Raw genomic sequence first — 20,692 nt, forward strand, 5'->3', positions numbered from 1 at the left:
AGTTCACGATCAGACTGGCAAGAATGCCAGCAATGACCGGAGCCGCTAAATCATGCCAGAAGGCCATGCCCAGTTCTGCGAGCGTCATATAGCCGCCTCTGTTGTAATGACAACGTTTCGCGGCTATTCTTGAGTTGTTTGGGTTCAAGATTAGCCCCCGTGATGTTGTCAGGTGCATACCTGCAACGTGCGGGGGTTTTCTCTCTCCAGCAACCAATGCCACCAGGGATTAAGCCCCCGCAACATTGCGCCTCACCGGAACCTTTCCGGCTTGCCGCTGATTTTACGATTGCTTTTTACCGTCAGCACCCGGCAATCTTCCTCATTGCGTGATGCCTTCCAGCTTAATTTCTTTATTTGCAATAGTTGCAGTTCATATCCGAGCTGACTCCAGACTGGTAGTGAAATGCGCAATTTTGTAGAATTGCGCCTCCTCGCGACCTCCCCAGTGAATCTGTTGCCTCATTTTTTACATACTGCGTATTCGACTTCTCCACCTGTTGCGCAAGAGAAACTGGGTTTATTCATTTTTGCGAGGCCGACTTCTTTCTGGACAGGACTTTATGCAGCACAACACACTACCGATACACGATCAGAAATTGCCGTTTACACGCTACGACTTTGGCTGGGTTTTATTATGCATAGGCATGGCGATTGGTGCCGGAACCGTGCTGATGCCAGTTCAAATTGGCTTGAAGGGAATTTGGGTATTTATTACCGCAGCGATCATTGCTTATCCTGCCACCTGGGTAGTGCAGGACATTTATTTAAAAACCCTCTCTGAAAGCGATTCCTGTAATGACTACACCGATATTATCAGCCATTACCTGGGGAAGAACTGGGGAATTTTCCTCGGGGTTATCTACTTTTTGATGATTATCCACGGAATTTTTATCTACTCTCTCTCCGTGGTTTTCGACAGCGCCTCGTACCTGAAAACCTTCGGTTTAACCGATGCCGATCTTTCACAATCTCTACTTTATAAAGTCGCCATTTTCGCCGTACTGGTGGCAATTGCGTCTGGTGGTGAACGATTACTGTTTAAGATTTCCGGGCCAATGGTGGTGGTCAAAGTAGGGATTATTGTCGTCTTCGGTTTTGCGATGATCCCGCACTGGAATTTCGCCAATATAACCGCCTTCCCGCAAGCCACCATCTTCTTCCGCGACGTCCTGCTTACTATTCCTTTTTGCTTCTTTTCTGCGGTATTTATTCAGGTGCTAAACCCGATGAATATTGCCTATCGTAAACGGGAAGCGGATAAAGTACTGGCAACCCGGCTCGCGCTGCGTACCCACCGAATTAGTTATGTCACGCTCATCGCGGTGATCCTGTTTTTTGCCTTTTCGTTTACCTTCTCAATTAGCCACGAAGAAGCCGTTTCTGCCTTTGAACAAAATATCTCGGCACTGGCACTGGCCGCGCAGGTGATCCCTGGGCATATCATTCATATCACCTCTACGGTGCTGAATATCTTTGCCGTACTGACCGCATTCTTTGGCATTTATCTCGGTTTCCACGAAGCCATTAAAGGCATTATTCTCAATCTGTTAAGCCGAATTATTGATACCAAGAAAATTAACTCACGCATGCTGACTCTGGCGATCTGCGCTTTTATCGTCATTACGTTGACGATTTGGGTTTCGTTTCGTGTATCGGTGCTGGTGTTCTTTCAGTTGGGAAGCCCGTTATATGGCATTGTGTCGTGCCTCATTCCATTTTTCCTGATCTATAAAGTCTCACAACTGGAAAAACTTCGCGGGTTTAAAGCCTGGATGATTCTGCTGTACGGCATTTTGTTATGCTTGTCGCCACTGTTGAAGCTGATTGAGTAAACCGGAGCGCATGGCCCCGGTTTTGTGAGTTACCGCTGCGGATTTTCATCCTGATCAACAGCAAAACAAGCTACCAGTTGACCGCCGTAGTCTTTTAGCTGCGGCTGCAACTGGGTGCAGGGGCCGAAGCGCCGACGACAGCGGGCGTTAAACGCGCAGCCCGGCGGTGGATTGAGCGGGCTTGGCAGTTCACCGGTGAGCTTGATGCGCTCGCGGCGATCGTCCGGGTTCAGGCGCGGCGTTGCGGAGAGTAGCGCCTGGGTGTACGGATGACGCGGGTTATTGAAGATTTGGTCCTTCGTTCCCTTCTCCACGCAGCGGCCCAGGTACATCACCATCACTTCATCAGCAATGTGCTCCACCACCGACAGGTCGTGCGAGATAAAGACATAAGACAGCCCCAACTCCTGCTGCAAATCCATCATCAGATTCAGCACCTGCGCACGCACTGAAACGTCCAGCGCGGAAACCGGTTCATCGGCAATCACCACATCCGGATCGAGCATCAGACCACGGGCAATGGCGATACGCTGACGCTGACCGCCGGAGAACATATGCGGGTAGCGGTCGTAATGCTCGGTTTTCAGGCCAACTTTTGCCATCATCGACAACGCTTTTTCCCGACGCTGTTCTTTGCTTAAACTGGTGTTAATAAGCAGCGGCTCTTCAAGAATTTGCCCAACTTTTTTACGCGGATTTAGCGAACCATAGGGATTCTGAAAGACGATCTGGATTTTCTGCCGACGCAACTTCTGCGCCTGCGGATCGTGCTTGAGCAGATCCTGCCCCTGGTAATACAGCTCACCACCGGTGGGCGTTTCGATCATCGTCAGCAACCGACCGAGGGTCGACTTACCGCAGCCAGATTCACCCACTACTGCCAGCGTTTTGCCACGTTCAAGGTTAAACGAAACGCCGTCCAGCGCCTTCACCAGACGTTCCGGCGCGAACATGCCTTTCTTCACCGGATAATGTTTTTTCAGGTCGATAGCCTGCAACAGCGGTTGTTGCGAGGTGGCCTCATGCGTACTCATAGTGTCGGCCTCCCGGCATCATCAAGTGGGTAATGGCATTTGGACTGACGCCCGTCAGCGAGCATATTCAGCGCCGGTTCTTCAGCGCGGCATCTGTCAGTGGCATAGGGGCAACGCGGGTTAAGCAGGCAGCCATTCGGACGGTCGTATTTGCCAGGAACGACGCCAGGCAACGACGCCAGACGTTCTTTGTCCTGAGCAAATTCCGGCAGCGCACGCAGCAATGCCTGAGTATACGGATGACGCGGTGCATGGAAGATGGCGTGCGCATCGCCCGTTTCCACCACCTGGCCTGCATACATGACGATGATTTTATGCGCCGCTTCCGCCACCAGCGCCAGGTCATGGGTAATCAATACCAGCGCCATGTTCTCTTTCTGCTGCAACTCCAGCAGCAGTTCGATGATTTGTGCCTGAATGGTCACGTCCAGCGCGGTGGTCGGCTCATCGGCAATCAGCAGTTTTGGTCGACAGGCAATCGCCATGGCGATCATCACACGCTGGCTCATGCCGCCAGAAAGCTGATGCGGGTAAACATCCAGACGCGAAGCCGGATCGGGAATACCGACCTGATTCAGCAGGTCAATCGCCCGCTGACGGCGAGTGCTCTTATTACCGCCCTGATGCACCTTAATTGCTTCCATAATCTGGAAACCTACGGTGTAACACGGGTTAAGGCTGGTCATCGGGTCCTGAAAGATCATCGCCACTTCGGCACCCACCAGGTTGCGGCGCTCTTTTTCCGAGATACGCTGCAAATCCTGGCCGTTAAACTCCAGCTTTTCTGCCATCACGCGGCCCGGATAATCAATCAGCCCCATAATCGCCAGTGAACTGACCGACTTACCGGAGCCAGACTCACCCACAATTCCGACCACTTCGCCTTGTTTCACGCTGTAGCTGATACGGTCTACGGCGCGGAACGGTGCGCTTTCGTCGCCGAAATGCACCGATAATTTATCTACATTTAATAACGCCATCTCGAACCTCTTACTGCTTCAGTTTGGGATCGAGCGCGTCACGCAGACCGTCACCCATCAGGTTAAATGCCAGCACCGTCAGCAGGATCGCCAGACCGGGGAAGGTTACGACCCACCAGGCGCTTTGCGCGAACTGCAACACATCGGAGAGCATGGTGCCCCACTCCGGTGTTGGCGGCTGCGCTCCCATGCCGAGGAAACCAAGAGCAGCCATATCGAGAATGGCGTTAGAGAAACCGAGCGACGCCTGAACAATCAGCGGCGCAAGGCAGTTCGGGAAGATGTTAATAAACATCTGACGCATCGCCCCGGCACCTGCCACGCGAGACGCGGTAACGTAATCGCGGTTAACTTCCACCAGCACGGCGGCGCGGGTTAAGCGCACATAGTGCGGCAAGGCAACGAAGGTCAGTGCCAGCGCGGCGTTACCAATCGACGGGCCGAAAATCGCCACCAGCACCAGTGCCAACAGCAGACTTGGCAGCGCCAGCATGATATCGACCACGCGCATGATGATGTTATCGACCAGGCCGCCAAAGTAACCAGCGATCAGGCCGAGAATAACGCCCATAATCAGCGATAACACCACTACCAGACAGCCAACCAGCAGCGACAAGCGCGCGCCGTACATCAGCCGCGACAGCACATCACGACCTACGTCATCGGTGCCCAGCAAGTGCGCCATACTGCCGCCTTCCTGCCAGGCTGGCGGGGCGAGCAGTGCATCGCGGAACTGTTCCGCCGGGTTATACGGCGCAATCCAGTTGGCAAAGATCGCGATAAACAACACGATGACGACGTAAACCAGCCCGACGACCGCGCCTTTGTTGCGTTTAAAATAGTGCCAGAACTCCTGTAACGGGGTCATCGGCACCGGTGCGCTAATCACTTTATTTTCAGTAACCTGTGACATGATGTCCCCTTACTTCTTATGACGAATACGCGGGTTCACCACGCCGTACAGCAGATCGACCAGCAGGTTGACGAGGATAATCATCGTCGCCACCAGCAATACGCCACCCTGCACTACCGGATAATCGCGGCGTTGCAGCGCGTCAATCAACCAGCGCCCCAGACCGGGCCACGAGAAGATGGTTTCGGTCAGAATCGCGCCTGCCAGCAATGTTCCCACCTGCAGGCCGATAACGGTCACCACCGGCAGCATGGCATTACGCAGCGCATGGACGATAATCACCCTAAGGCGGGTTAGCCCTTTGGCACGCGCGGTGCGGATGTAATCCTCGCCCAGCACTTCCAGCATCGAGGAGCGCGTCATACGTACAATGACCGCCAGCGGGATAGTACCCAGCACAATGGCGGGCAGGATCATATGGGCGACGGCATCGATAAAGTTACCGTCTTCACCCCAGATGGCGGTGTCGATCAGCATAAAACCGGTTAACGGATTGGAATCATCGAGGAATACCATGTCGCTCACGCGACCGGAGACAGGGGTCAGGTTCCAGTGCACCGAAACCAGCATGATCAGCATCATGCCCCACCAGAAGATCGGCATCGAGTAGCCGGTCAGCGCCAGGCCAACGGCTGTATGATCGAAAATAGAACCGCGTTTAACCGCAGCCAGCACACCAACCGGAATGCCGACCGCGGTCGCAAAAATCATCGCGCAGACGCCAAGTTCCAGCGTGGCCTGGAAGCGCGGCACGAACTCTTCCCAAACCGGGATGCGGCTTTTCATCGAAATGCCTAAATCACCGTGCATTACACCCCAAATGTAATGGAGATACTGCTGCCACATCGGTTTATCCAAGCCGAGTTCTGCCAGCAATTGTGCGTGACGCTCTGGGGAGATCCCACGTTCACCCGCCATGATCATCACCGGATCGCCCGGGATCATGTGGACAAAGGCAAATGTGAGAAGGGTAATACCGATAAACGTGGGGATGACGAGTCCCAAACGTCGGAGAATAAACTGCAACATAACCCGGATTCTCTGTAGTGACCCGCAGCCTGGAACTGCGAGTCTGTATTGCTCACAAATCAATTCCCGCCCTTATAGGACAAGGAATTAAGTATTGCTGCCGGATGGCGCTGCACTTAAAGGCACAGCACCACCGGGTATGCAGATTGTTGACAAAGTACGCTTTGGTCATGCCGGATGCGGCGTGAACGCCTTATCCGACCTACAAAATCGTGCAAACTCAATACATTGCAGAACTCTCGTAGGCCTGATAAGCGGAGCGCATCCGGCAGTTTTGCGTTTGCCATCAACCTTGTATGGCTTTTAATTATTCGATAGAGACGTTTTCGAAGTGATGTTTGCCTAATGGATCAACCACATAGCCTTTAACTTCTTTGCGTACCGGTTCAAACACGGTGGAGTGAGCGATGATCAGTGCCGGAGCCTGATCGTGCATCACGACCTGTGCTTGTTTGTACAGTTCAACACGCTTGTTGTGGTCGTCGGTAGCACGCGCCGGTTGAATCAGATCTTCAAACGGTTTGTAGCACCATTTTGAGTAGTTGGAGCCTTGTTCAGAGGCAGCGCAGCTGAACAGGGTAGCGAAGAAGTTATCCGGATCCCCGTTGTCGCCAGTCCAGCCCATCATTACCGTCTGGTGCTCGCCATCTTTTGCACGCTTGAGGTACTCACCCCATTCGTAGGTAACGATTTTCGCTTGTACGCCGACTTTCGCCCAGTCTGCCTGAATCATCTCTGCCATGCGACGAGCGTTCGGGTTATACGGACGTTGTACCGGCATTGCCCACAGGTCGATGGAGAAGCCTTTTTCCAGGCCCGCTTCTTTCAGCAAGGCTTTCGCTTTTTCAGGATCGTAGGTGTAGTCCTGAACGTCGTCGTTATAGCCCCACATGGTTGGTGGGATCAGGTTTTTCGCTGATACGCCCGCGCCCTGATACACTGCTTTGATAATCGCGTCTTTGTTCACCGCATAGGTCAGTGCCTGGCGAACTTTCACGTCATCCAGTGGTTTTTTCTGCACGTTATACGAGAGATAGCCGACGTTCAGCCCCGGCATTTCCATCAGGTTGATGGATTTATCCTGCTTCATGCGGGCGATGTCTGCCGGGTTCGGGTACGGCATCACCTGGCATTCATTTTTCTGCAATTTAGCGTAACGCACGGAAGCGTCAGGGGTAATAGAGAAGACCAGCGTATCGATCTGTGGTTTGGTGCCCCAGTAGCCATCAAACGCTTTGTAGCGAATACGGGAATCTTTTTGATACTGCTGTAACTGGAACGGGCCGGTGCCGATTGGGTTGAGGTCCAGTTTTTCCGGAGTACCGGCTTTCATCATCGCGTCAGCATATTCTTTTGACAGAATAGAGGCGAAGTCCATTGCCAGGTCAGCAAGGAACGGCGCTTCCGGGCGAGTCAGCACAAACTGAACGGTGTTGTCGTCCACCTTTTTCACTTCGCTGATCAGCTCCGGCAAGCCCATACCTTCGAAGTATTCGTAGCTGCCGCCAGAAACTTTATGGTACGGGTTTTGTGCGTTTTTCTGACGATCGAACGAGAACACCACGTCATCGGCATTCAGTTCGCGCGTCGGTTTGAATTCTTTGTTGTTATGCCACTTCACACCTTTACGCAGATGGAAGGTATAGGTTTTACCGTCTTCGCTGACTTCCCACTTTTCAGCGAGGCCCGGAATCACTTCAGTGGTGCCGATTTTAAATTCAACCAGGCGGTTATAAAGCGGTACGGAAGAGGCGTCATAGGTAGTACCGGAGGTAAACAGCTGCGGGTTAAACCCTTCCGGAGAGCCTTCTGAGCAATAAACCAGAGTTTTAGCCTGAACACTTGCTGCGACGGTCATAGCCACCAGGCTGAGACCAAGCTTCAGCATCCCTGACTTTTTCAAGGAAATACGCATTATTCTGCTCCAATTGTGATGTTTGTTGTTTTAACCCTTTGCAGTGGGTTGTCGCTGCCTGACCTTTTTTGTTTTTTACCCGGTCGGGTCAACGTTATGAGGTGGGGATGCCGTACTAATTAACATCAGTGTAACAGTGCGGATCCTCCATAAAATGCCCCTCGTGACCTACAATCTGTCAACAGAATGTGAAAACGTCAATACAGCCAACCGGGATTTACACCAACGGTGAGAATCCACAAACAAAGATTAAAAAAACTTCAAACAGCTATTTGCAGCAGAGAAATTTGTGCTACGCCAACATAACCAGAACAATCAGCTTAATATTTAGCAACATTTGGTGATTAAGTTTTATGCATTTAATGAAAAAAATCTGAGGAAAAGATGGATATCTGAGCGATTAATACCATGAACGCTAAAACGCACAGCGGAAAATGCCAGCGCCAGCCATAAGTAACGCAAAAAAAGATTTAAGCAAATATAAAAAAAGACAATGGATTCTGTCACAAATCCGTTAATGGATAGTGAGATGTGGGGCGCAAATTTGGCAGGGAAATATGTGGTGTGTCGGTCAGATAAGGCGTTCACGCCGCATCCGACAATAAGTGCGGTGCCGTTGCCTGATGCGGCGCTGACGCGTCTTATCAGGCCTACGTTCAGATTTGGTCGGTGCCAGAGGATTACTCGCCACTGCGTGGCTCGCCCTGCGGGCCGTTGCTGACGCAACGTTCTCTCGCTTTGCTTGAGTCGAACCTCTCTGCCCCCGGAGGTTCTTATCCTCTTCAGGTCGCAGAAAGCAAAAAACCAGCCCGTAGGCTGGTTTTTCTAAATTGGTCGGTGATAGAGGATTACTCGCCACTTCGTGGCTCGCCCTGCGGGCCGTTGCTGGCGCAACGTTCTCTCGCTTCGCTCGAGTCGAACCTCCCCGCCCCCGGAGGTTCTCATCCTCGTGGGCTTCAAATGCAAAAAAGCCTGCTCGCTGAGCAGGCTTTTCGAATTTGGTCGGTGATAGAGGATTCGAACCTCCGACCCCTTCGTCCCGAACGAAGTGCGCTACCAGGCTGCGCCAATCACCGAATGCGGGGCGCATCTTACTGCGCAGATACGCCCTCGTCAATCCCTTAATAGCAAAATGCCTTTTGATCGGCGAGAAAGTCAGCAGGCCTCTTAGTTAGCCACGACCTCTTTCGCCTGCGGGATGTGACACCAGTTGTTGTTTTCGTTAATACCACCGTCCGGTGAAGTATAGCCAAGACAACCCATGATGGTGTCGTACAGCTCTACGTGACGGCGTGGCACTTTCATATCAGCTTCTTTTTTCAACTGCGCAAATGCCTGCGCGTTGGCTGGATTTTCCAGATATTTATCCGACATCCAGACCATCATCGGTACGCGGAACTGCTCCGGCGGTGCCAGTTCACGCGGTGTGCCGTGCAGGTGCTCGCGTTCGTTAATTGACTCACCGTGGTCAGCTGCGTAGAACACAATCGCTTTCTTATCGCGAACCTGATCAATCACGCTGGAAATAAAGTGATCCACATAGGTCACCGAGTTGTCGTAGGAGTTGATCATCTGCGCTTTGGTACAGCCGCTATCAACACCAATACATTCTGGCTTCCACTGCGCAAAGCTGCGCGGGTAACGCTGGGTGTAGTTAAAGTGCGACCCCTTGGTATGCAGAATGATCAGATGCTTACCATCCGGGTTGCGCCCCAGCGATTGCTGCATTTCGTCTACCAGCAACATATCATCTACCGGCTTGCCGCGGTTACGCGGTTCCGCACCAATCTGCTCACGATAAGCAATATTGTCCGCCATCGTATTGCTGTAGAACCACATTTCGCTTTGCATAGCGTAGAGATCAGAACTGAATCCTAACTGCTTCAATACCGCGAAAATGTTCTGTTCTTTTAATGTGCGCTGCGGATTATCTTCTGCTCCACCCTGACGCACAAACATGCAACGCAGAGAAAGTTTGGTCGCCGTGTCACAAGAATAGCCACGAAACGCCGCCAGATTTTTCTCCTGAGCCAGTTTCGGTGTGGTATTGCGTTCATAGCCGAAAATGCCCATATGATCCCAGCGCGTGGTTTCACCAATAATGAAAACGACATATGTATCATCAACGTTTTGTGGAGCCTGGTACGTAAACTTCTTCGCAGGGTTAAGGAGAGAATTGTTATCGGAAGATTCATCGACCCGCGCCCAGGCATAAAGACCTAACGCCGAAAGCCAGTTTGATGGCAGATAAGAGTTCGCGACAACGCCACCATAACTCGGCAAATCAACACCTGTCGCCCTCTCCACTTTCTTCTGCTGGATATCCAGCAAACGAATCGGTGCCCAAACCATAATACCTGCCAGTACGACGACCGCCAGGCTGCGAATACGTTGCCCTGGGGTTCGCAGTTGTCGGAGCAAGGTGTAGCGACAGCGGTTATTCCAGATAAGGATAAGAGGTAATGCGCTTACGGCGATTAACCAGAGAATAAAGTTCAGACCAACAACTTCTTTTGACAGATCGATATCGGTGGTCATGACGGATGCGATGATGCCATAACCAATGACCACATTAAGGAAAGTCATGTAATAGCTGGCACCTGCAGAAAAGAGCACCACCAGCGATGCCAGAATTCGCCAGCTGCGGCGGCCAAACAGCGAAAGCAGACGCAGTAAAAAGAAGGTCACCAGTACGGTAGCGACCAGTTCAACAACAGCAGAAACGCCTTTCCAGACGGTAAAATCGTGCGCATAGCTGCCGAAGCGGCGGTAAAAAACCGCGCCATTCATAAAAAGGCCAATATAGATTGCAAGCAAAAAGCTCAGCTTCTGCTGTGTAATCGATTTGATGTATCTCATGCAAACAAACCCTGGACAAACAGGTGATAACACCCTGCTTAGTGGCTTTTCAGGCCCGGCAGGGGAAAAGTGCGGAGGTAGTCAGATAAGTAAAATCTACACGCGCGAATAAGTAGACCACAGCAAAGGGAAAAAGTGTGGGGAAAGAGTGTGCATGAAGCACAAATTTACAAAAATGCAAGTTTGAAAAGAGACTTTAGCGTTACAAAAAGCAGTAAAAAGGGCCAGTTCACTGGCCCAAATTTTACGCGTCATTGTTTATACATTGCGTTGAAGCGTTTGATTCACACTAAGGCTAAAGCCCAGTAGCTCGCGGCAGGTCATTAAAGGGAGCCATGCGCCTCACGCAACATTTTCTGCTCTGGCTGGCGAATCGTCGTAGAAAGCGCCAGTGACAGAATCAGCAGGGCGAAAATCACGTAGAAAGTCACATAGAATCCGCCAAACAGTGAAGCGATAATCGAACCACAAATGCTGCCGATTCCGAAACCGAGGTAAATCACACCGTAGTTTTTTGCCAGATTATTTAGGCCGAAGAACTCACTGACCAGTGACGGGAACACCGTGATAGTGCCGCCGAAGTTAAATGCCACGCAGGCAATCGCTGCAAAGAACGTCACTGCATTCAATGGTGCAAACAGCAGGGCCGCCATGCCCACCAGCGAAATGACCTGACCAATGGTGATAACACGGATACGGGCGATTTTGTCAGACAGAATGCCCAGCACCAGACGACCAGAAAGGTTGGCGATGGAAATAACCGTCACAGCATTGGCTGCGGAAATTGCATCAAGATGCGCCAGACTTTGAGCGATATCTTTCGCCACGCCAATCACATACAGGCCACTCATGCAGGCGGTCAGGAACATAACTGCTAACATCCAGTACTGCGGTTTACGCATCGACTCTGCCAGCGTGTAATCCTTCTCCACCACACCATTGCTGGTTTTCACTTCCTGTTTCGGCGCATCTTTCATTAACGTTGCGCCAAAGACAATCATCACCAGTACAATCGCGCCCCAAATAACAAAGGTTTTTTCCAGACCGACCGTTTCCAACAGTTGCGTATCGATAAATTTGAAACCCAGACTACCAAGTCCATAAGAACCAATAGCGAAAGCAGAGATGAGTCCCTTACGCTCCGGGAACCACTTCACGCAGTTTGAGAGCGTCAGCAGGTAGCCCGCACCATCCGCCAGACCAACCAACACACCGGCGCTTAACCACAGCATCATCAGGTTGTTGGAATGTGCTGTCAGGAAGAAACCTAATCCCAGCAAAATGCCGGAAGCCATAGTGACGCGTTTAACACCAAAACGTTCTTGCAATTTGCCCGCAACAGAAGACGAAATTGCCAGCCCCAGACTTAACAAGCCGAAAGAGAAAGCAACCTGGCTTACCGGAGCCCCCAGCTTGGCAGAAAGCGCGCCGTTAAACAGACTCCAGGTATAAACCGACCCCAGGGCAAACTGGGTAATGATAGTACCGATGAGTGTCAGCCAGCGAGTACGCTGATAATTTGAAGGTGTCATGGCAGTATTCCTGCAGTAATAAAAAGGAAAAATCTCTGCTGACAACCATAACGAAGTGCACTTTATGCCTGGGGAAAAACGGCATGAAATGCCATCAGAACGGAATGAAATGCATTAGTTCAGGAATGAATGACTCGACAATTATTCACCAAATTTATTATTTAGTAAGTTAGTCCCCACTATCGCCACATTAGTTGTTATTTATGGGTTTCAATTGTATCTATAACGTTAAAATCTGGCGCTAACCCCCATCGTATACAGATAGTCATTATTGTTCGTGGTATTTTCTGCCTGAGATAACGCAGCGTAGGCGGCAATATTTTGATTGAGCAACATATCAGCACCTACCGTGACATCCAGCCAGTTGCCGTTCTGGTTTGTCGCCGTCATCCGGCTTAAGCCTGATTGCGCCTTCCAGATATTCTCGCCAAATTGCTGGTTATAGCTGATTTGCGCCCAGGGTCGGAGATCGCCAAGCCGGGAGTCAACACGCCAGCCTAAGGTACTCACGCTGGCATGCCATAACGGATCGGTCAGTGTAGTAGTACTGTCGCCAAACTCGTTATACATCGAGGTGGTTGTACCATCGTAATGTAATGCCGCGACCGGACCGGTTGTAACCTGTTCATATAAAGGAAAATTCCAGCCCATACTCATACTGCTGGTCACATCCACAGGGGTTTCTTCCGCCAGATTGACTTCCAGTCCCAGCGCCCTTTGGCTACTTTGAATACGTTGCGACAGAATATCGTTGTAATCAGGTTGATGATCGCTATCCCAGGTGTAGCGCTCTGTGGAATGTCCGGGTTGCGTATCAACGATATATTCTTGTTGCCAGGCGTAAGCTGTGTTGAGAAAAAAGGCACTGATTACCACGCTCGCCAGCAGGCTTAACTGCCAGCGACCACCGCTTTTTTTTATGATCATTAACACGACTCCAGGGAAGAGCCGAATTCGGCAATATTATTGTCATTGTATGAAGGATATCGGGCATAGTAGCCCTGTATTAAATATTGACTTTTTCACCGATGCGTCAAGAAAAGCGGCTGAAATTTTTACGATCGGGTACATAGCGAGGGAAAGTATGGAACGTTGCGGCTGGGTGAGTCAGGACCCGCTTTATATTGCCTACCATGATAATGAGTGGGGCGTGCCTGAAACTGACAGTAAAAAACTGTTCGAAATGATCTGCCTTGAAGGGCAACAAGCAGGGTTATCGTGGATCACCGTCCTCAAAAAACGCGAAAACTATCGCGCCAGCTTTCATCAGTTCGATCCGGTGAAGGTGGCTGCAATGCAGGAAGAGGATGTCGAAAGACTGGTACAGGACGCCGGGATTATCCGCCATCGCGGGAAAATTCAGGCAATTATTGGTAATGCGCGGGCGTACCTGCAAATGGAACAGAACGGCGAACCGTTTGCCGACTTTGTCTGGTCGTTTGTCAATCATCAACCACAGGTGACACAAGCCACAACGTTGAGCGAAATCCCTACATCTACGCCCGCCTCCGACGCTCTATCTAAAGCCCTGAAAAAGCGTGGTTTTAAGTTTGTTGGTACCACAATCTGTTACTCCTTTATGCAGGCATGTGGGCTGGTGAATGATCATGTGGTTGGCTGCTGTTGCTATCCGGGAAATAAACCATGATTCGGGAAGCGCAACGTTCAGAACTCCCCGCGATCCTCGAATTGTGGCTGGAAAGTACAACCTGGGGGCATCCCTTTATAAAAGCGAATTACTGGCGTGATTGCATTCCGCTGGTGCGGGATGCCTATCTTGCCAACGCGCAAAACTGGGTCTGGGAAGAAGACGGTAAGCTTCTCGGTTTTGTCAGCATTATGGAAGGCCGATTTCTGGCTGCAATGTTTGTCGCACCGAAGGCCGTCAGACGCGGTATTGGTAAGGCGCTAATGCAGTATGTGCAGCAGCGCCATCCCCATCTGATGCTGGAGGTTTATCAAAAAAATCAACCGGCGATAGATTTTTACCATGCGCAGGGTTTTCACATTGTCGACTGCGCATGGCAGGATGAAACCCAACTACCCACCTGGATTATGAGCTGGCCGGTGGTTCAAACGCTGTAAGTGTTAGTTCCGGACCGTTGTATTTTTCCAGCCATGCCAGCGCCGTATTACCCGCACAGCCATTCCCCAGCCGCGAGCTGGGGAGATCTTTGGTCAGAACGTTCACCGCGCCGTTTTTACAAATACCGTCAGCGGTTAAATCCAGATCCGGCCATGCCCCTTCATGAATGCAAATCACGCCAGGTTTAATTCCCTCGCTAATGACCGCTCCGGCAAGAATTTGCCCGCGTGCGTTCCACAACCGAACAATATCGCCATCTTGTATGCCGCGCGCCTGGGCATCGTCAGGATGAATGGTGACAGGCTCACGATTTGCCACCGCGTACAATTCGCGCAGAGAACTGTAATTCAGCTGGCTGTGCAGACGATGTGCCGGATGAGCAGAAAGTACCTGCAACTGTTCCGGTTCGGCATTGCCCTGCCATTCGTCCGGCTCCAGCCACATTGGATGCCCAGGGCAATCCGAATAAGCGTAATCGGCAATACGCTGCGAGAAGATTTCAATCTTGCCGCTGGCGGTTTTTAATGGATGCGCGTGCGGATCGCGGCGAAAATCGGCGAAGCGAATAAACCGCTCGCTGTCCGGGTTTTCCGGCATCTCAATTAACTGGTTGGCTTCCCAGAACTCAGCAAATGGCGGCAATTCAACCTGCTGGCTTGCCCCGCGCTGCCGTGCAACGTTATAAAACGTTTCCAGCCATTGCAGCTCACTTTTTCCTTCCGTAAACCGCGCATAGCCGCCCTTCTCCCAACGTTCACTCAACTCGGCAAAGACATCAAAATCATTACGCGCTTCATAACGTGGAGGCACCACTTGCTTCATCGGCACCAGATGCTGATTACTGTAATCGCCGGTCATGGTGAGGTCATTACGCTCAAACGAGGTGGTTGCAGGGAGGACGATATCGGCGTGTTTCGCCGCTGCCGTCCAGAAGCATTCGGAGATCACCACCAGCTCCGGTTTTTGCCAGGCACGAATCAGGCGATTGGTATCCTGATGATGAGTAAAGTTGGCGCCGCCCGCCCACCAGATAAAACGAATATCCGGGAAGTGACGGTTCATGCCATTGTGTTGGTATGCACCGCCAGGGTTTTCCAGAGCTTCAACAATACGGGCTACGGGGATTTTATCTACCGCATCGGTGCCACCTGGCAAGCTGCCCTGCATAGATGAAAGCACCGCAGCGCGGCGCGTAGGGTTACCACCATTGGCAAAATGGTAAGAAAGACCAAAGCCCCCGCCAGGCGTGCCGATTTGCCCTAACATTGCTGCCAGGGTGACGATCATCCAGTGTTTTTGCTCACCAAACTGCTGGCGCTGCATTCCCCAGCCAGCCATCAGCATGGTGGTATTTTGATGAAAAATAGCCGCCAGTTCGCGGATTTTCTCTGCGTTAATCCCACAAATCTCTGCCGCCCATTCGGCATTTTTCGCTATTCCGTCACTCTCGCCCAGCAAATAAGAGGCGAAGACGTCATAACCTGTGGTGCAACGCGCCAGAAACGCTTCGTCGTGCCAGCCATTTTCCACCAGCGTATGGGCGATCCCCAGCATCAGCGCAACATCGGTGCCCATGTGCGGTGCCACCCACTCCATTTTATCGCCAAAGAAATCGACGGTTTCCGATCGCATTGGATCAATGCAGATCAGCTTTTTCCCGCTGTCACGCAGTGCGGAAAAGTAAGAAAGCCCCTGCTCATCGGATGCATTCCACGCAATTTTCAGCGTATTGAGTGGGTTAGCGCTCCACAACACCACGACATCGCTATGTTCCAGCACCAGCGGCCAACTGGTCTGCTGTTGATAAACTTCGCTGCCCCCCACGACATACGGCATGATCGCCTGTGCCGCGCCGGTCGAATAATCCCCCAGATGCCCGGTATAACCGCCTGCCAGTGCCATATAACGTTGCAATAATGTCGAGGCCTTATGCAGTACGCCGTTTGAACGCCAGCCGTAGGAACCCGCAAAAATCGACGCCGGACCATAAGCCTCACGAATGCGTTTATGTTGATGATGGATGAGATCCAGCGCCTCATCCCAACTCACGCGAACAAATTCATCCTGCCCACGAATGCCTTGCGGGTTTTCCGGTGACGCAAGAAAGCCTTTGCGCACCATTGGAAATCGTACCCGTGTATTACTGTGAACCTGGTCGCGAACCGCGCTCTGCAAGGAGTTTTCCATTCCTGTGGCTAACGCGCCACGCGAGCTAAGCACGGTTTCGCCGTCGGTTTCAACCAGCATGGGCCCCCAGTGGGCGGCAGTCAGAACGGAATATCGTGAGGATGAGTTGGCCAAACCGAAGGCTCCTGAAAGGTTAGATGTATTGAGCAGTTAAATATTACTTACAAATTTCCGAGTATTCCCAGGAATAATCTTCATGTTCACGCGGCATAATCTCCCGCCACGGAACCCGTGGCAAAGAATAAAAAGGTTATTAAGGATTAACAATGAAGAAACGTGTTTATCTTATTGCCGCCGTAGTGAGTGGCGCTCTGGCGGTATCTGGCTGCACCACTAACCCTTACACAGGTGAACGCGAAGCAGGTAAATCTGCTATCGGTGCAGGTCTGGGCTCTCTCGTTGGCGCGGGTATTGGTGCGCTCTCTTCTTCGAAGAAAGATCGCGGTAAAGGCGCGCTGATTGGTGCAGCAGCAGGCGCAGCTCTGGGCGGCGGCGTTGGTTATTACATGGATGTGCAGGAAGCGAAGCTGCGTGACAAAATGCGCGGCACTGGTGTTAGCGTAACCCGCAGCGGGGATAACATTATCCTCAATATGCCGAACAATGTAACCTTCGACAGCAGCAGCGCGACCCTGAAACCGGCAGGCGCTAACACCCTAACCGGCGTGGCAATGGTGCTGAAAGAGTATCCGAAAACGGCGGTTAACGTGATTGGTTATACCGACAGCACGGGTGGTCACGACCTGAACATGCGTCTCTCCCAGCAGCGTGCGGATTCCGTTGCCAGCGCGTTGATCACCCAGGGCGTGGACGCCAGCCGCATCCGTACTCAGGGCCTTGGCCCGGCTAACCCAATCGCCAGCAACAGCACCGCAGAAGGTAAGGCGCAAAACCGCCGTGTAGAAATTACCTTAAGCCCGCTGTAATCCCTTTCATGCCAGGTGATGCAAAAATCACCTGGCATTCTTCAGTTTTCCTTCATCATATTTCAGGCTAAGGTGATCGCCTTATCAGTGAATGGAGAGAAGAATGAAGCCGTCCGTTATCCTCTACAAAGCCTTACCTGATGATTTACTGCAACGCCTGCAAGAGCATTTCACCGTTCATCAGGTGGCAAACCTCAGCCCACAAACCATCGAACAAAATGCAGCAATTTTTGCCGAAGCTGAAGGTTTACTGGGTTCAAACGAGAATGTTGATGCCGCATTGCTGGAAAAAATGCCGAAACTGCGTGCCACATCAACGATCTCCGTCGGCTATGACAATTTTGATGTCGATGCGCTTACCGCCCGAAAAATTCTGCTGATGCACACACCAACCGTATTAACAGAAACCGTCGCCGATACGCTGATGGCGCTGGTGTTGTCTACCGCTCGTCGGGTTGTGGAGGTAGCAGAACGGGTAAAAGCAGGCGAATGGACCGCGAGCATAGGCCCGGACTGGTACGGCACTGACGTTCACCATAAAACACTGGGCATTGTCGGGATGGGACGGATCGGCATGGCGCTGGCACAACGTGCGCACCTTGGCTTCAACATGCCCATCCTCTATAACGCGCGTCGCCACCATAAAGAAGCAGAAGAACGCTTCAACGCCCGCTACTGCGATTTGGATACTCTGTTACAAGAGTCAGATTTCGTTTGCCTGATCCTGCCGTTAACGGATGAGACGCATCATCTGTTTGGCGCAGAACAATTCGCCAAAATGAAATCCTCCGCCATTTTCATTAATGCCGGACGTGGCCCGGTGGTTGATGAAAATGCACTGATTGCTGCATTGCAGAAAGGGGAAATTCACGCCGCCGGGCTGGATGTCTTCGAACAAGAGCCACTGTCCGTAGATTCGCCGTTGCTCTCAATGGCCAACGTCGTCGCCGTACCGCATATTGGTTCTGCCACCCATGAGACGCGTTATGGCATGGCCGCCTGCGCCGTGGATAACTTGATTGATGCGTTACAAGGAAAGGTTGAGAAGAACTGTGTAAATCCGCACGTCGCGGACTAAGCCGCGACTGCGTGGAGTAAAGCCCGATAATCGCCCGGGCTTTTACTCTTTATTGGGTTGCAGTAACTGCTGTAGTCCAGGCCTGATTAAACGCCTGATGCTGTGCCGGTAATGGCGCAATCAGTTTGTTATATTCACTTGCCTGCTGCGAAGTCGGGAACTGGATGCCATTTGCGACAAAGCTCACCTGAGTACCTTGCTGAGCAATGTAGTCTCCAACCATCACCAGTTGTTGCGTGAAAGTTTGTGCCGCCGGAATCAACGGTTGCAAAGCATCAGCTGGCGTCGTTACCACTTTGGTGAATGCCTGATCAAAGACCGGTTTCAAATCATCGGTCTGTTTTAGCGCAGAGTGCGCAGCATCGGCCTGCAACTTCGCATTTTGCAACTGTTGCGCCAGTACGCCCAGAGAACCGTTCATTTCACGCAGTGGGCCGCTTTGCGTAACGTAATCCTGCGGTACGCGAATTGCGTTAACGCTGTCTACAACCGGGCGCAGACCGGAATCCATCGCCTGATTCACCTGCTGTGAATAACCATACAGAATCGCGTAATCAGAGACAAAAGGACCAAACTGTTTTTTCTGATCGGCAGTCAGGGTTGGTAGACGTTCACCGCTACGCATCACTGTATTCTGCAGGAAGTCGATAAACGCTTTACGCTGATCGCCTTCTTTATCAAAACACCCACTCAGGCTAACTACCATTAATAACGCCGCAAGAGGCGCAAACCAGCGAGAGCAGGACTTTCCTGTCGCCATTTTCTTACTCCTTTCACCCAAAAAAAGCGCACAACGACACACGCGTGTCTGACGTGACAAGGATAGTCCAGGACAGGCTTGCAGGATACCCTTTCTACGTAATCTTCCTGGTAAAATCATGGAGAAAATGAAACAAGGTTAATTTGTTGTTTCATTGTTAAAAAATGATAGTGCCGTTGCTTTTTTTGTAGCCAGAGATTTACGCTTTCTCAGAACGTTAGATTTTCGAAATCTTTACAAACCGGGAGTGGTAAGAGATATATCGGCATTTATCAGATCGTTAGGTGGCTATAAGTCACGCTAAATGACTGGCTGAATCGAATCATAGCCAGAGCATGCCCTGGCTACACCCCGCTGTGTCTGTTTTTCCCGACTATTCTTAATGAGCTTCGATGCAATTCACGATCCCGCAGTGTGATTTGAGGAGTTTTCAATGGAATATAAAGATCCCATGCATGAGCTGTTGAGCAGCCTGGAACAGATTGTTTTTAAAGATGAAACGCAGAAAATTACCCTGACGCACAGAACAACGTCCTGTACCGAAATTGAGCAGTTACGAAAAGGGACAGGGTTAAAAATCGATGATTTCGCCCGGGTTTTGGGCGTATCAGTCGCCATGGTAAAGGAATGGGAATCCAGACGCGTGAAGCCTTCAAGTGCCGAACTAAAATTGATGCGTTTGATTCAAGCCAACCCGGCATTAAGTAAGCAGTTGATGGAATAGACTTTTATCCACTTTATTGCTGTTTACGGTCCTGATGACAGGACCGTTTTCCAACCGATTAATCATAAATATGAAAAATAATTGTTGCATCACCCGCCAATGCGTGGCTTAATGCACATCAACGGTTTGACGTACAGACCATTAAAGCAGTGTAGTAAGGCAAGTCCCTTCAAGAGTTATCGTTGATACCCCTCGTAGTGCACATTCCTTTAACGCTTCAAAATCTGTAAAGCACGCCATATCGCCGAAAGGCACACTTAATTATTAAAGGTAATACACTATGTCCGGTAAAATGACTGGTATCGTAAAATGGTTCAACGCTGACAAAGGCTTCGGCTTCATCACTCCTGACGATGGCTCTAAAGACGTGTTCGTACACTTCTCTGCTATCCAGAACGATGGTTACAAATCTCTGGACGAAGGTCAGAAAGTGTCCTTCACCATCGAAAGCGGCGCTAAAGGCCCGGCAGCTGGTAACGTAACCAGCCTGTAATCTCTGCTTAAAAGCACAGAATCTAAGATCCCTGCCAAATGGCGGGGATTTTTTTATTTGTTTATTCAGGAAATAAATAATCGTTCGCGTAATAAAATCTATTATTATTTTTGTGAAGAATAAATTTGGGTGCAATGAGAATGCGCAACGCCGTAAGAAAGGCGGGAATAACTTCCCGCCGAAGACTCTTACTCTTTCAAATTGCAGGCTAAAAATGCCGCCAGCTCATAACTCCCCTGTTTAATATGCAATTCACACAGTGAATCTCTTATCATCCAGGTGAAAAATAAAAGCGTGCAACAAATCACTATTAAAGAAAGTAATCTATATTTCTGCGGCAT

Annotated in this window: 20 protein-coding genes, 1 tRNA gene and 2 other RNA genes; 8 read left to right on the forward strand and 15 right to left on the reverse strand. The window is 50.9% G+C overall.

The window, feature by feature from the left end; translation table 11 throughout:
- A partial coding sequence (locus BEB54_RS14875) for a type I toxin-antitoxin system toxin Ldr family protein (RefSeq protein WP_113078591.1) occupies nt 1–88 on the reverse strand: 88 nt, incomplete at its 3' end.
- A gap of 475 nt (nt 89–563) precedes the next feature.
- Here BEB54_RS14875 and BEB54_RS14890 point away from each other — a divergent pair.
- A complete protein-coding gene (locus BEB54_RS14890) occupies nt 564–1,835 on the forward strand; it encodes an aromatic amino acid transport family protein (RefSeq protein ID WP_105272155.1) in 1,272 nt (423 codons plus the stop codon).
- Between the two features lie 29 nt (nt 1,836–1,864).
- Here BEB54_RS14890 and dppF read toward each other — a convergent pair whose 3' ends face one another.
- From dppF to BEB54_RS14950, 11 genes are all read right to left on the reverse strand, one after another.
- Nucleotides 1,865–2,869 (reverse strand): dipeptide ABC transporter ATP-binding subunit DppF, encoded by a 1,005-nt coding sequence (gene dppF, locus BEB54_RS14895; RefSeq protein ID WP_000103580.1) that lies wholly within the window; start codon nt 2,867–2,869, stop codon nt 1,865–1,867.
- Nucleotides 2,866–3,849 (reverse strand): dipeptide ABC transporter ATP-binding protein, encoded by a 984-nt coding sequence (gene dppD / locus BEB54_RS14900; RefSeq protein ID WP_001196486.1) that lies wholly within the window; start codon nt 3,847–3,849, stop codon nt 2,866–2,868. Before dppD ends, dppF begins: the two co-directional genes overlap by 4 nt.
- 10 nt (nt 3,850–3,859) lie before the next feature.
- Entirely contained in the window at nt 3,860–4,762 is a 903-nt protein-coding gene (gene dppC, locus BEB54_RS14905; RefSeq protein WP_000084677.1) for a dipeptide ABC transporter permease DppC, read from the reverse strand.
- A 9-nt stretch (nt 4,763–4,771) separates the two neighbouring features.
- Nucleotides 4,772–5,791 (reverse strand): dipeptide ABC transporter permease DppB, encoded by a 1,020-nt coding sequence (gene dppB / locus BEB54_RS14910; RefSeq protein ID WP_000938853.1) that lies wholly within the window; start codon nt 5,789–5,791, stop codon nt 4,772–4,774.
- Nucleotides 5,792–6,098: 307 nt separating this feature from the next.
- Nucleotides 6,099–7,706 (reverse strand): dipeptide ABC transporter substrate-binding protein DppA, encoded by a 1,608-nt coding sequence (dppA, locus tag BEB54_RS14915; protein ID WP_001222892.1) that lies wholly within the window; start codon nt 7,704–7,706, stop codon nt 6,099–6,101.
- 663 nt (nt 7,707–8,369) lie between these two features.
- Nucleotides 8,370–8,504: non-coding RNA, RtT sRNA (locus BEB54_RS14920), on the reverse strand.
- Between the two features lie 33 nt (nt 8,505–8,537).
- A non-coding RNA gene (locus tag BEB54_RS14925) (RtT sRNA) lies at nt 8,538–8,671 on the reverse strand.
- A gap of 34 nt (nt 8,672–8,705) precedes the next feature.
- Nucleotides 8,706–8,782 (reverse strand) — tRNA-Pro (locus BEB54_RS14930).
- 91 nt (nt 8,783–8,873) lie between these two features.
- Complete coding sequence (eptB, locus tag BEB54_RS14935) at nt 8,874–10,565, reverse strand: kdo(2)-lipid A phosphoethanolamine 7''-transferase (protein WP_001269242.1); 1,692 nt, start codon at nt 10,563–10,565, stop codon at nt 8,874–8,876.
- Between the two features lie 323 nt (nt 10,566–10,888).
- Nucleotides 10,889–12,097, reverse strand: coding sequence for an L-lactate MFS transporter (locus BEB54_RS14940; RefSeq protein WP_000189051.1), 1,209 nt, complete (start codon nt 12,095–12,097; stop codon nt 10,889–10,891).
- Nucleotides 12,098–12,325: 228 nt separating this feature from the next.
- Entirely contained in the window at nt 12,326–13,024 is a 699-nt protein-coding gene (locus BEB54_RS14950) for an autotransporter outer membrane beta-barrel domain-containing protein (protein ID WP_000584470.1), read from the reverse strand.
- A gap of 157 nt (nt 13,025–13,181) precedes the next feature.
- On the opposite strand from BEB54_RS14950, the gene tag reads away from it, so the two are divergent.
- Both tag and BEB54_RS14960 read left to right on the forward strand, forming a co-directional pair.
- Nucleotides 13,182–13,745 (forward strand): DNA-3-methyladenine glycosylase I, encoded by a 564-nt coding sequence (gene tag, locus BEB54_RS14955; RefSeq protein WP_000438962.1) that lies wholly within the window; start codon nt 13,182–13,184, stop codon nt 13,743–13,745.
- Nucleotides 13,742–14,182, forward strand: coding sequence for an N-acetyltransferase (locus tag BEB54_RS14960; RefSeq protein ID WP_000617470.1), 441 nt, complete (start codon nt 13,742–13,744; stop codon nt 14,180–14,182). Before tag ends, BEB54_RS14960 begins: the two co-directional genes overlap by 4 nt.
- Here the strand turns inward: BEB54_RS14960 and bisC are convergent.
- Complete coding sequence (gene bisC, locus BEB54_RS14965; protein WP_105282223.1) at nt 14,151–16,484, reverse strand: biotin sulfoxide reductase; 2,334 nt, start codon at nt 16,482–16,484, stop codon at nt 14,151–14,153. The two genes, BEB54_RS14960 and bisC, sit on opposite strands and share 32 nt — an antisense overlap.
- Before the next feature lie 152 nt (nt 16,485–16,636).
- Between bisC and BEB54_RS14970 the strand changes: the two genes are divergently transcribed.
- Together BEB54_RS14970 and ghrB are read left to right on the forward strand one after the other, a co-directional pair.
- Nucleotides 16,637–17,296, forward strand: a complete 660-nt coding sequence (locus tag BEB54_RS14970) for an OmpA family lipoprotein (RefSeq protein WP_000747625.1) — start codon at nt 16,637–16,639, stop codon at nt 17,294–17,296.
- A gap of 103 nt (nt 17,297–17,399) precedes the next feature.
- Entirely contained in the window at nt 17,400–18,374 is a 975-nt protein-coding gene (ghrB, locus tag BEB54_RS14975) for a glyoxylate/hydroxypyruvate reductase GhrB (RefSeq protein WP_105272153.1), read from the forward strand.
- A 49-nt stretch (nt 18,375–18,423) separates the two neighbouring features.
- Here the strand turns inward: ghrB and BEB54_RS14980 are convergent, their stop codons facing one another.
- Nucleotides 18,424–19,134, reverse strand: coding sequence for a DUF3053 domain-containing protein (locus BEB54_RS14980; protein ID WP_000190517.1), 711 nt, complete (start codon nt 19,132–19,134; stop codon nt 18,424–18,426).
- A gap of 433 nt (nt 19,135–19,567) precedes the next feature.
- Here BEB54_RS14980 and BEB54_RS14985 point away from each other — a divergent pair, with 433 nt between their 5' ends.
- The 3 genes from BEB54_RS14985 (at nt 19,568) to BEB54_RS29335 (ending at nt 20,563) form a co-directional block, all read left to right on the forward strand.
- The gene (locus tag BEB54_RS14985) at nt 19,568–19,858 is read left to right on the forward strand and encodes an HTH-type transcriptional regulator (RefSeq protein WP_000455798.1); all 291 of its coding nucleotides are present in this window, start codon (nt 19,568–19,570) and stop codon (nt 19,856–19,858) included.
- Between the two features lie 280 nt (nt 19,859–20,138).
- Complete coding sequence (gene cspE, locus BEB54_RS14990) at nt 20,139–20,351, forward strand: transcription antiterminator/RNA stability regulator CspE (protein ID WP_000014594.1); 213 nt, start codon at nt 20,139–20,141, stop codon at nt 20,349–20,351.
- Nucleotides 20,352–20,491: 140 nt separating this feature from the next.
- A complete protein-coding gene (locus BEB54_RS29335; protein WP_212734940.1) occupies nt 20,492–20,563 on the forward strand; it encodes a hypothetical protein in 72 nt (23 codons plus the stop codon).
- Here BEB54_RS29335 and hokA read toward each other — a convergent pair.
- Nucleotides 20,540–20,692, reverse strand: coding sequence for a type I toxin-antitoxin system toxin HokA (gene hokA / locus BEB54_RS14995; RefSeq protein ID WP_001135727.1), 153 nt, complete (start codon nt 20,690–20,692; stop codon nt 20,540–20,542). The two genes, BEB54_RS29335 and hokA, sit on opposite strands and share 24 nt — an antisense overlap.

This window comes from Escherichia sp. MOD1-EC6021 (assembly GCF_002965245.1).
GTDB lineage: Bacteria > Pseudomonadota > Gammaproteobacteria > Enterobacterales > Enterobacteriaceae > Escherichia > Escherichia coli_F.

Excerpts from the sequence above, each read along its gene's own strand:
- BEB54_RS14890 (WP_105272155.1), top strand. The coding sequence starts at position 564 with ATGCAGCACAACACACTACCGATACACGATCAGAAATTGCCGTTTACA.
- dppF (WP_000103580.1), bottom strand. The coding sequence starts at position 2,869 with ATGAGTACGCATGAGGCCACCTCGCAACAACCGCTGTTGCAGGCTATC.
- dppD (WP_001196486.1), bottom strand. The coding sequence starts at position 3,849 with ATGGCGTTATTAAATGTAGATAAATTATCGGTGCATTTCGGCGACGAA.
- dppC (WP_000084677.1), bottom strand. The coding sequence starts at position 4,762 with ATGTCACAGGTTACTGAAAATAAAGTGATTAGCGCACCGGTGCCGATG.
- dppB (WP_000938853.1), bottom strand. The coding sequence starts at position 5,791 with ATGTTGCAGTTTATTCTCCGACGTTTGGGACTCGTCATCCCCACGTTT.
- dppA (WP_001222892.1), bottom strand. The coding sequence starts at position 7,706 with ATGCGTATTTCCTTGAAAAAGTCAGGGATGCTGAAGCTTGGTCTCAGC.
- eptB (WP_001269242.1), bottom strand. The coding sequence starts at position 10,565 with ATGAGATACATCAAATCGATTACACAGCAGAAGCTGAGCTTTTTGCTT.
- BEB54_RS14940 (WP_000189051.1), bottom strand. The coding sequence starts at position 12,097 with ATGACACCTTCAAATTATCAGCGTACTCGCTGGCTGACACTCATCGGT.
- BEB54_RS14950 (WP_000584470.1), bottom strand. The coding sequence starts at position 13,024 with ATGATCATAAAAAAAAGCGGTGGTCGCTGGCAGTTAAGCCTGCTGGCG.
- tag (WP_000438962.1), top strand. The coding sequence starts at position 13,182 with ATGGAACGTTGCGGCTGGGTGAGTCAGGACCCGCTTTATATTGCCTAC.
- BEB54_RS14960 (WP_000617470.1), top strand. The coding sequence starts at position 13,742 with ATGATTCGGGAAGCGCAACGTTCAGAACTCCCCGCGATCCTCGAATTG.
- BEB54_RS14970 (WP_000747625.1), top strand. The coding sequence starts at position 16,637 with ATGAAGAAACGTGTTTATCTTATTGCCGCCGTAGTGAGTGGCGCTCTG.
- ghrB (WP_105272153.1), top strand. The coding sequence starts at position 17,400 with ATGAAGCCGTCCGTTATCCTCTACAAAGCCTTACCTGATGATTTACTG.
- BEB54_RS14980 (WP_000190517.1), bottom strand. The coding sequence starts at position 19,134 with ATGGCGACAGGAAAGTCCTGCTCTCGCTGGTTTGCGCCTCTTGCGGCG.
- BEB54_RS14985 (WP_000455798.1), top strand. The coding sequence starts at position 19,568 with ATGGAATATAAAGATCCCATGCATGAGCTGTTGAGCAGCCTGGAACAG.
- cspE (WP_000014594.1), top strand. The coding sequence starts at position 20,139 with ATGTCCGGTAAAATGACTGGTATCGTAAAATGGTTCAACGCTGACAAA.
- hokA (WP_001135727.1), bottom strand. The coding sequence starts at position 20,692 with ATGCCGCAGAAATATAGATTACTTTCTTTAATAGTGATTTGTTGCACG.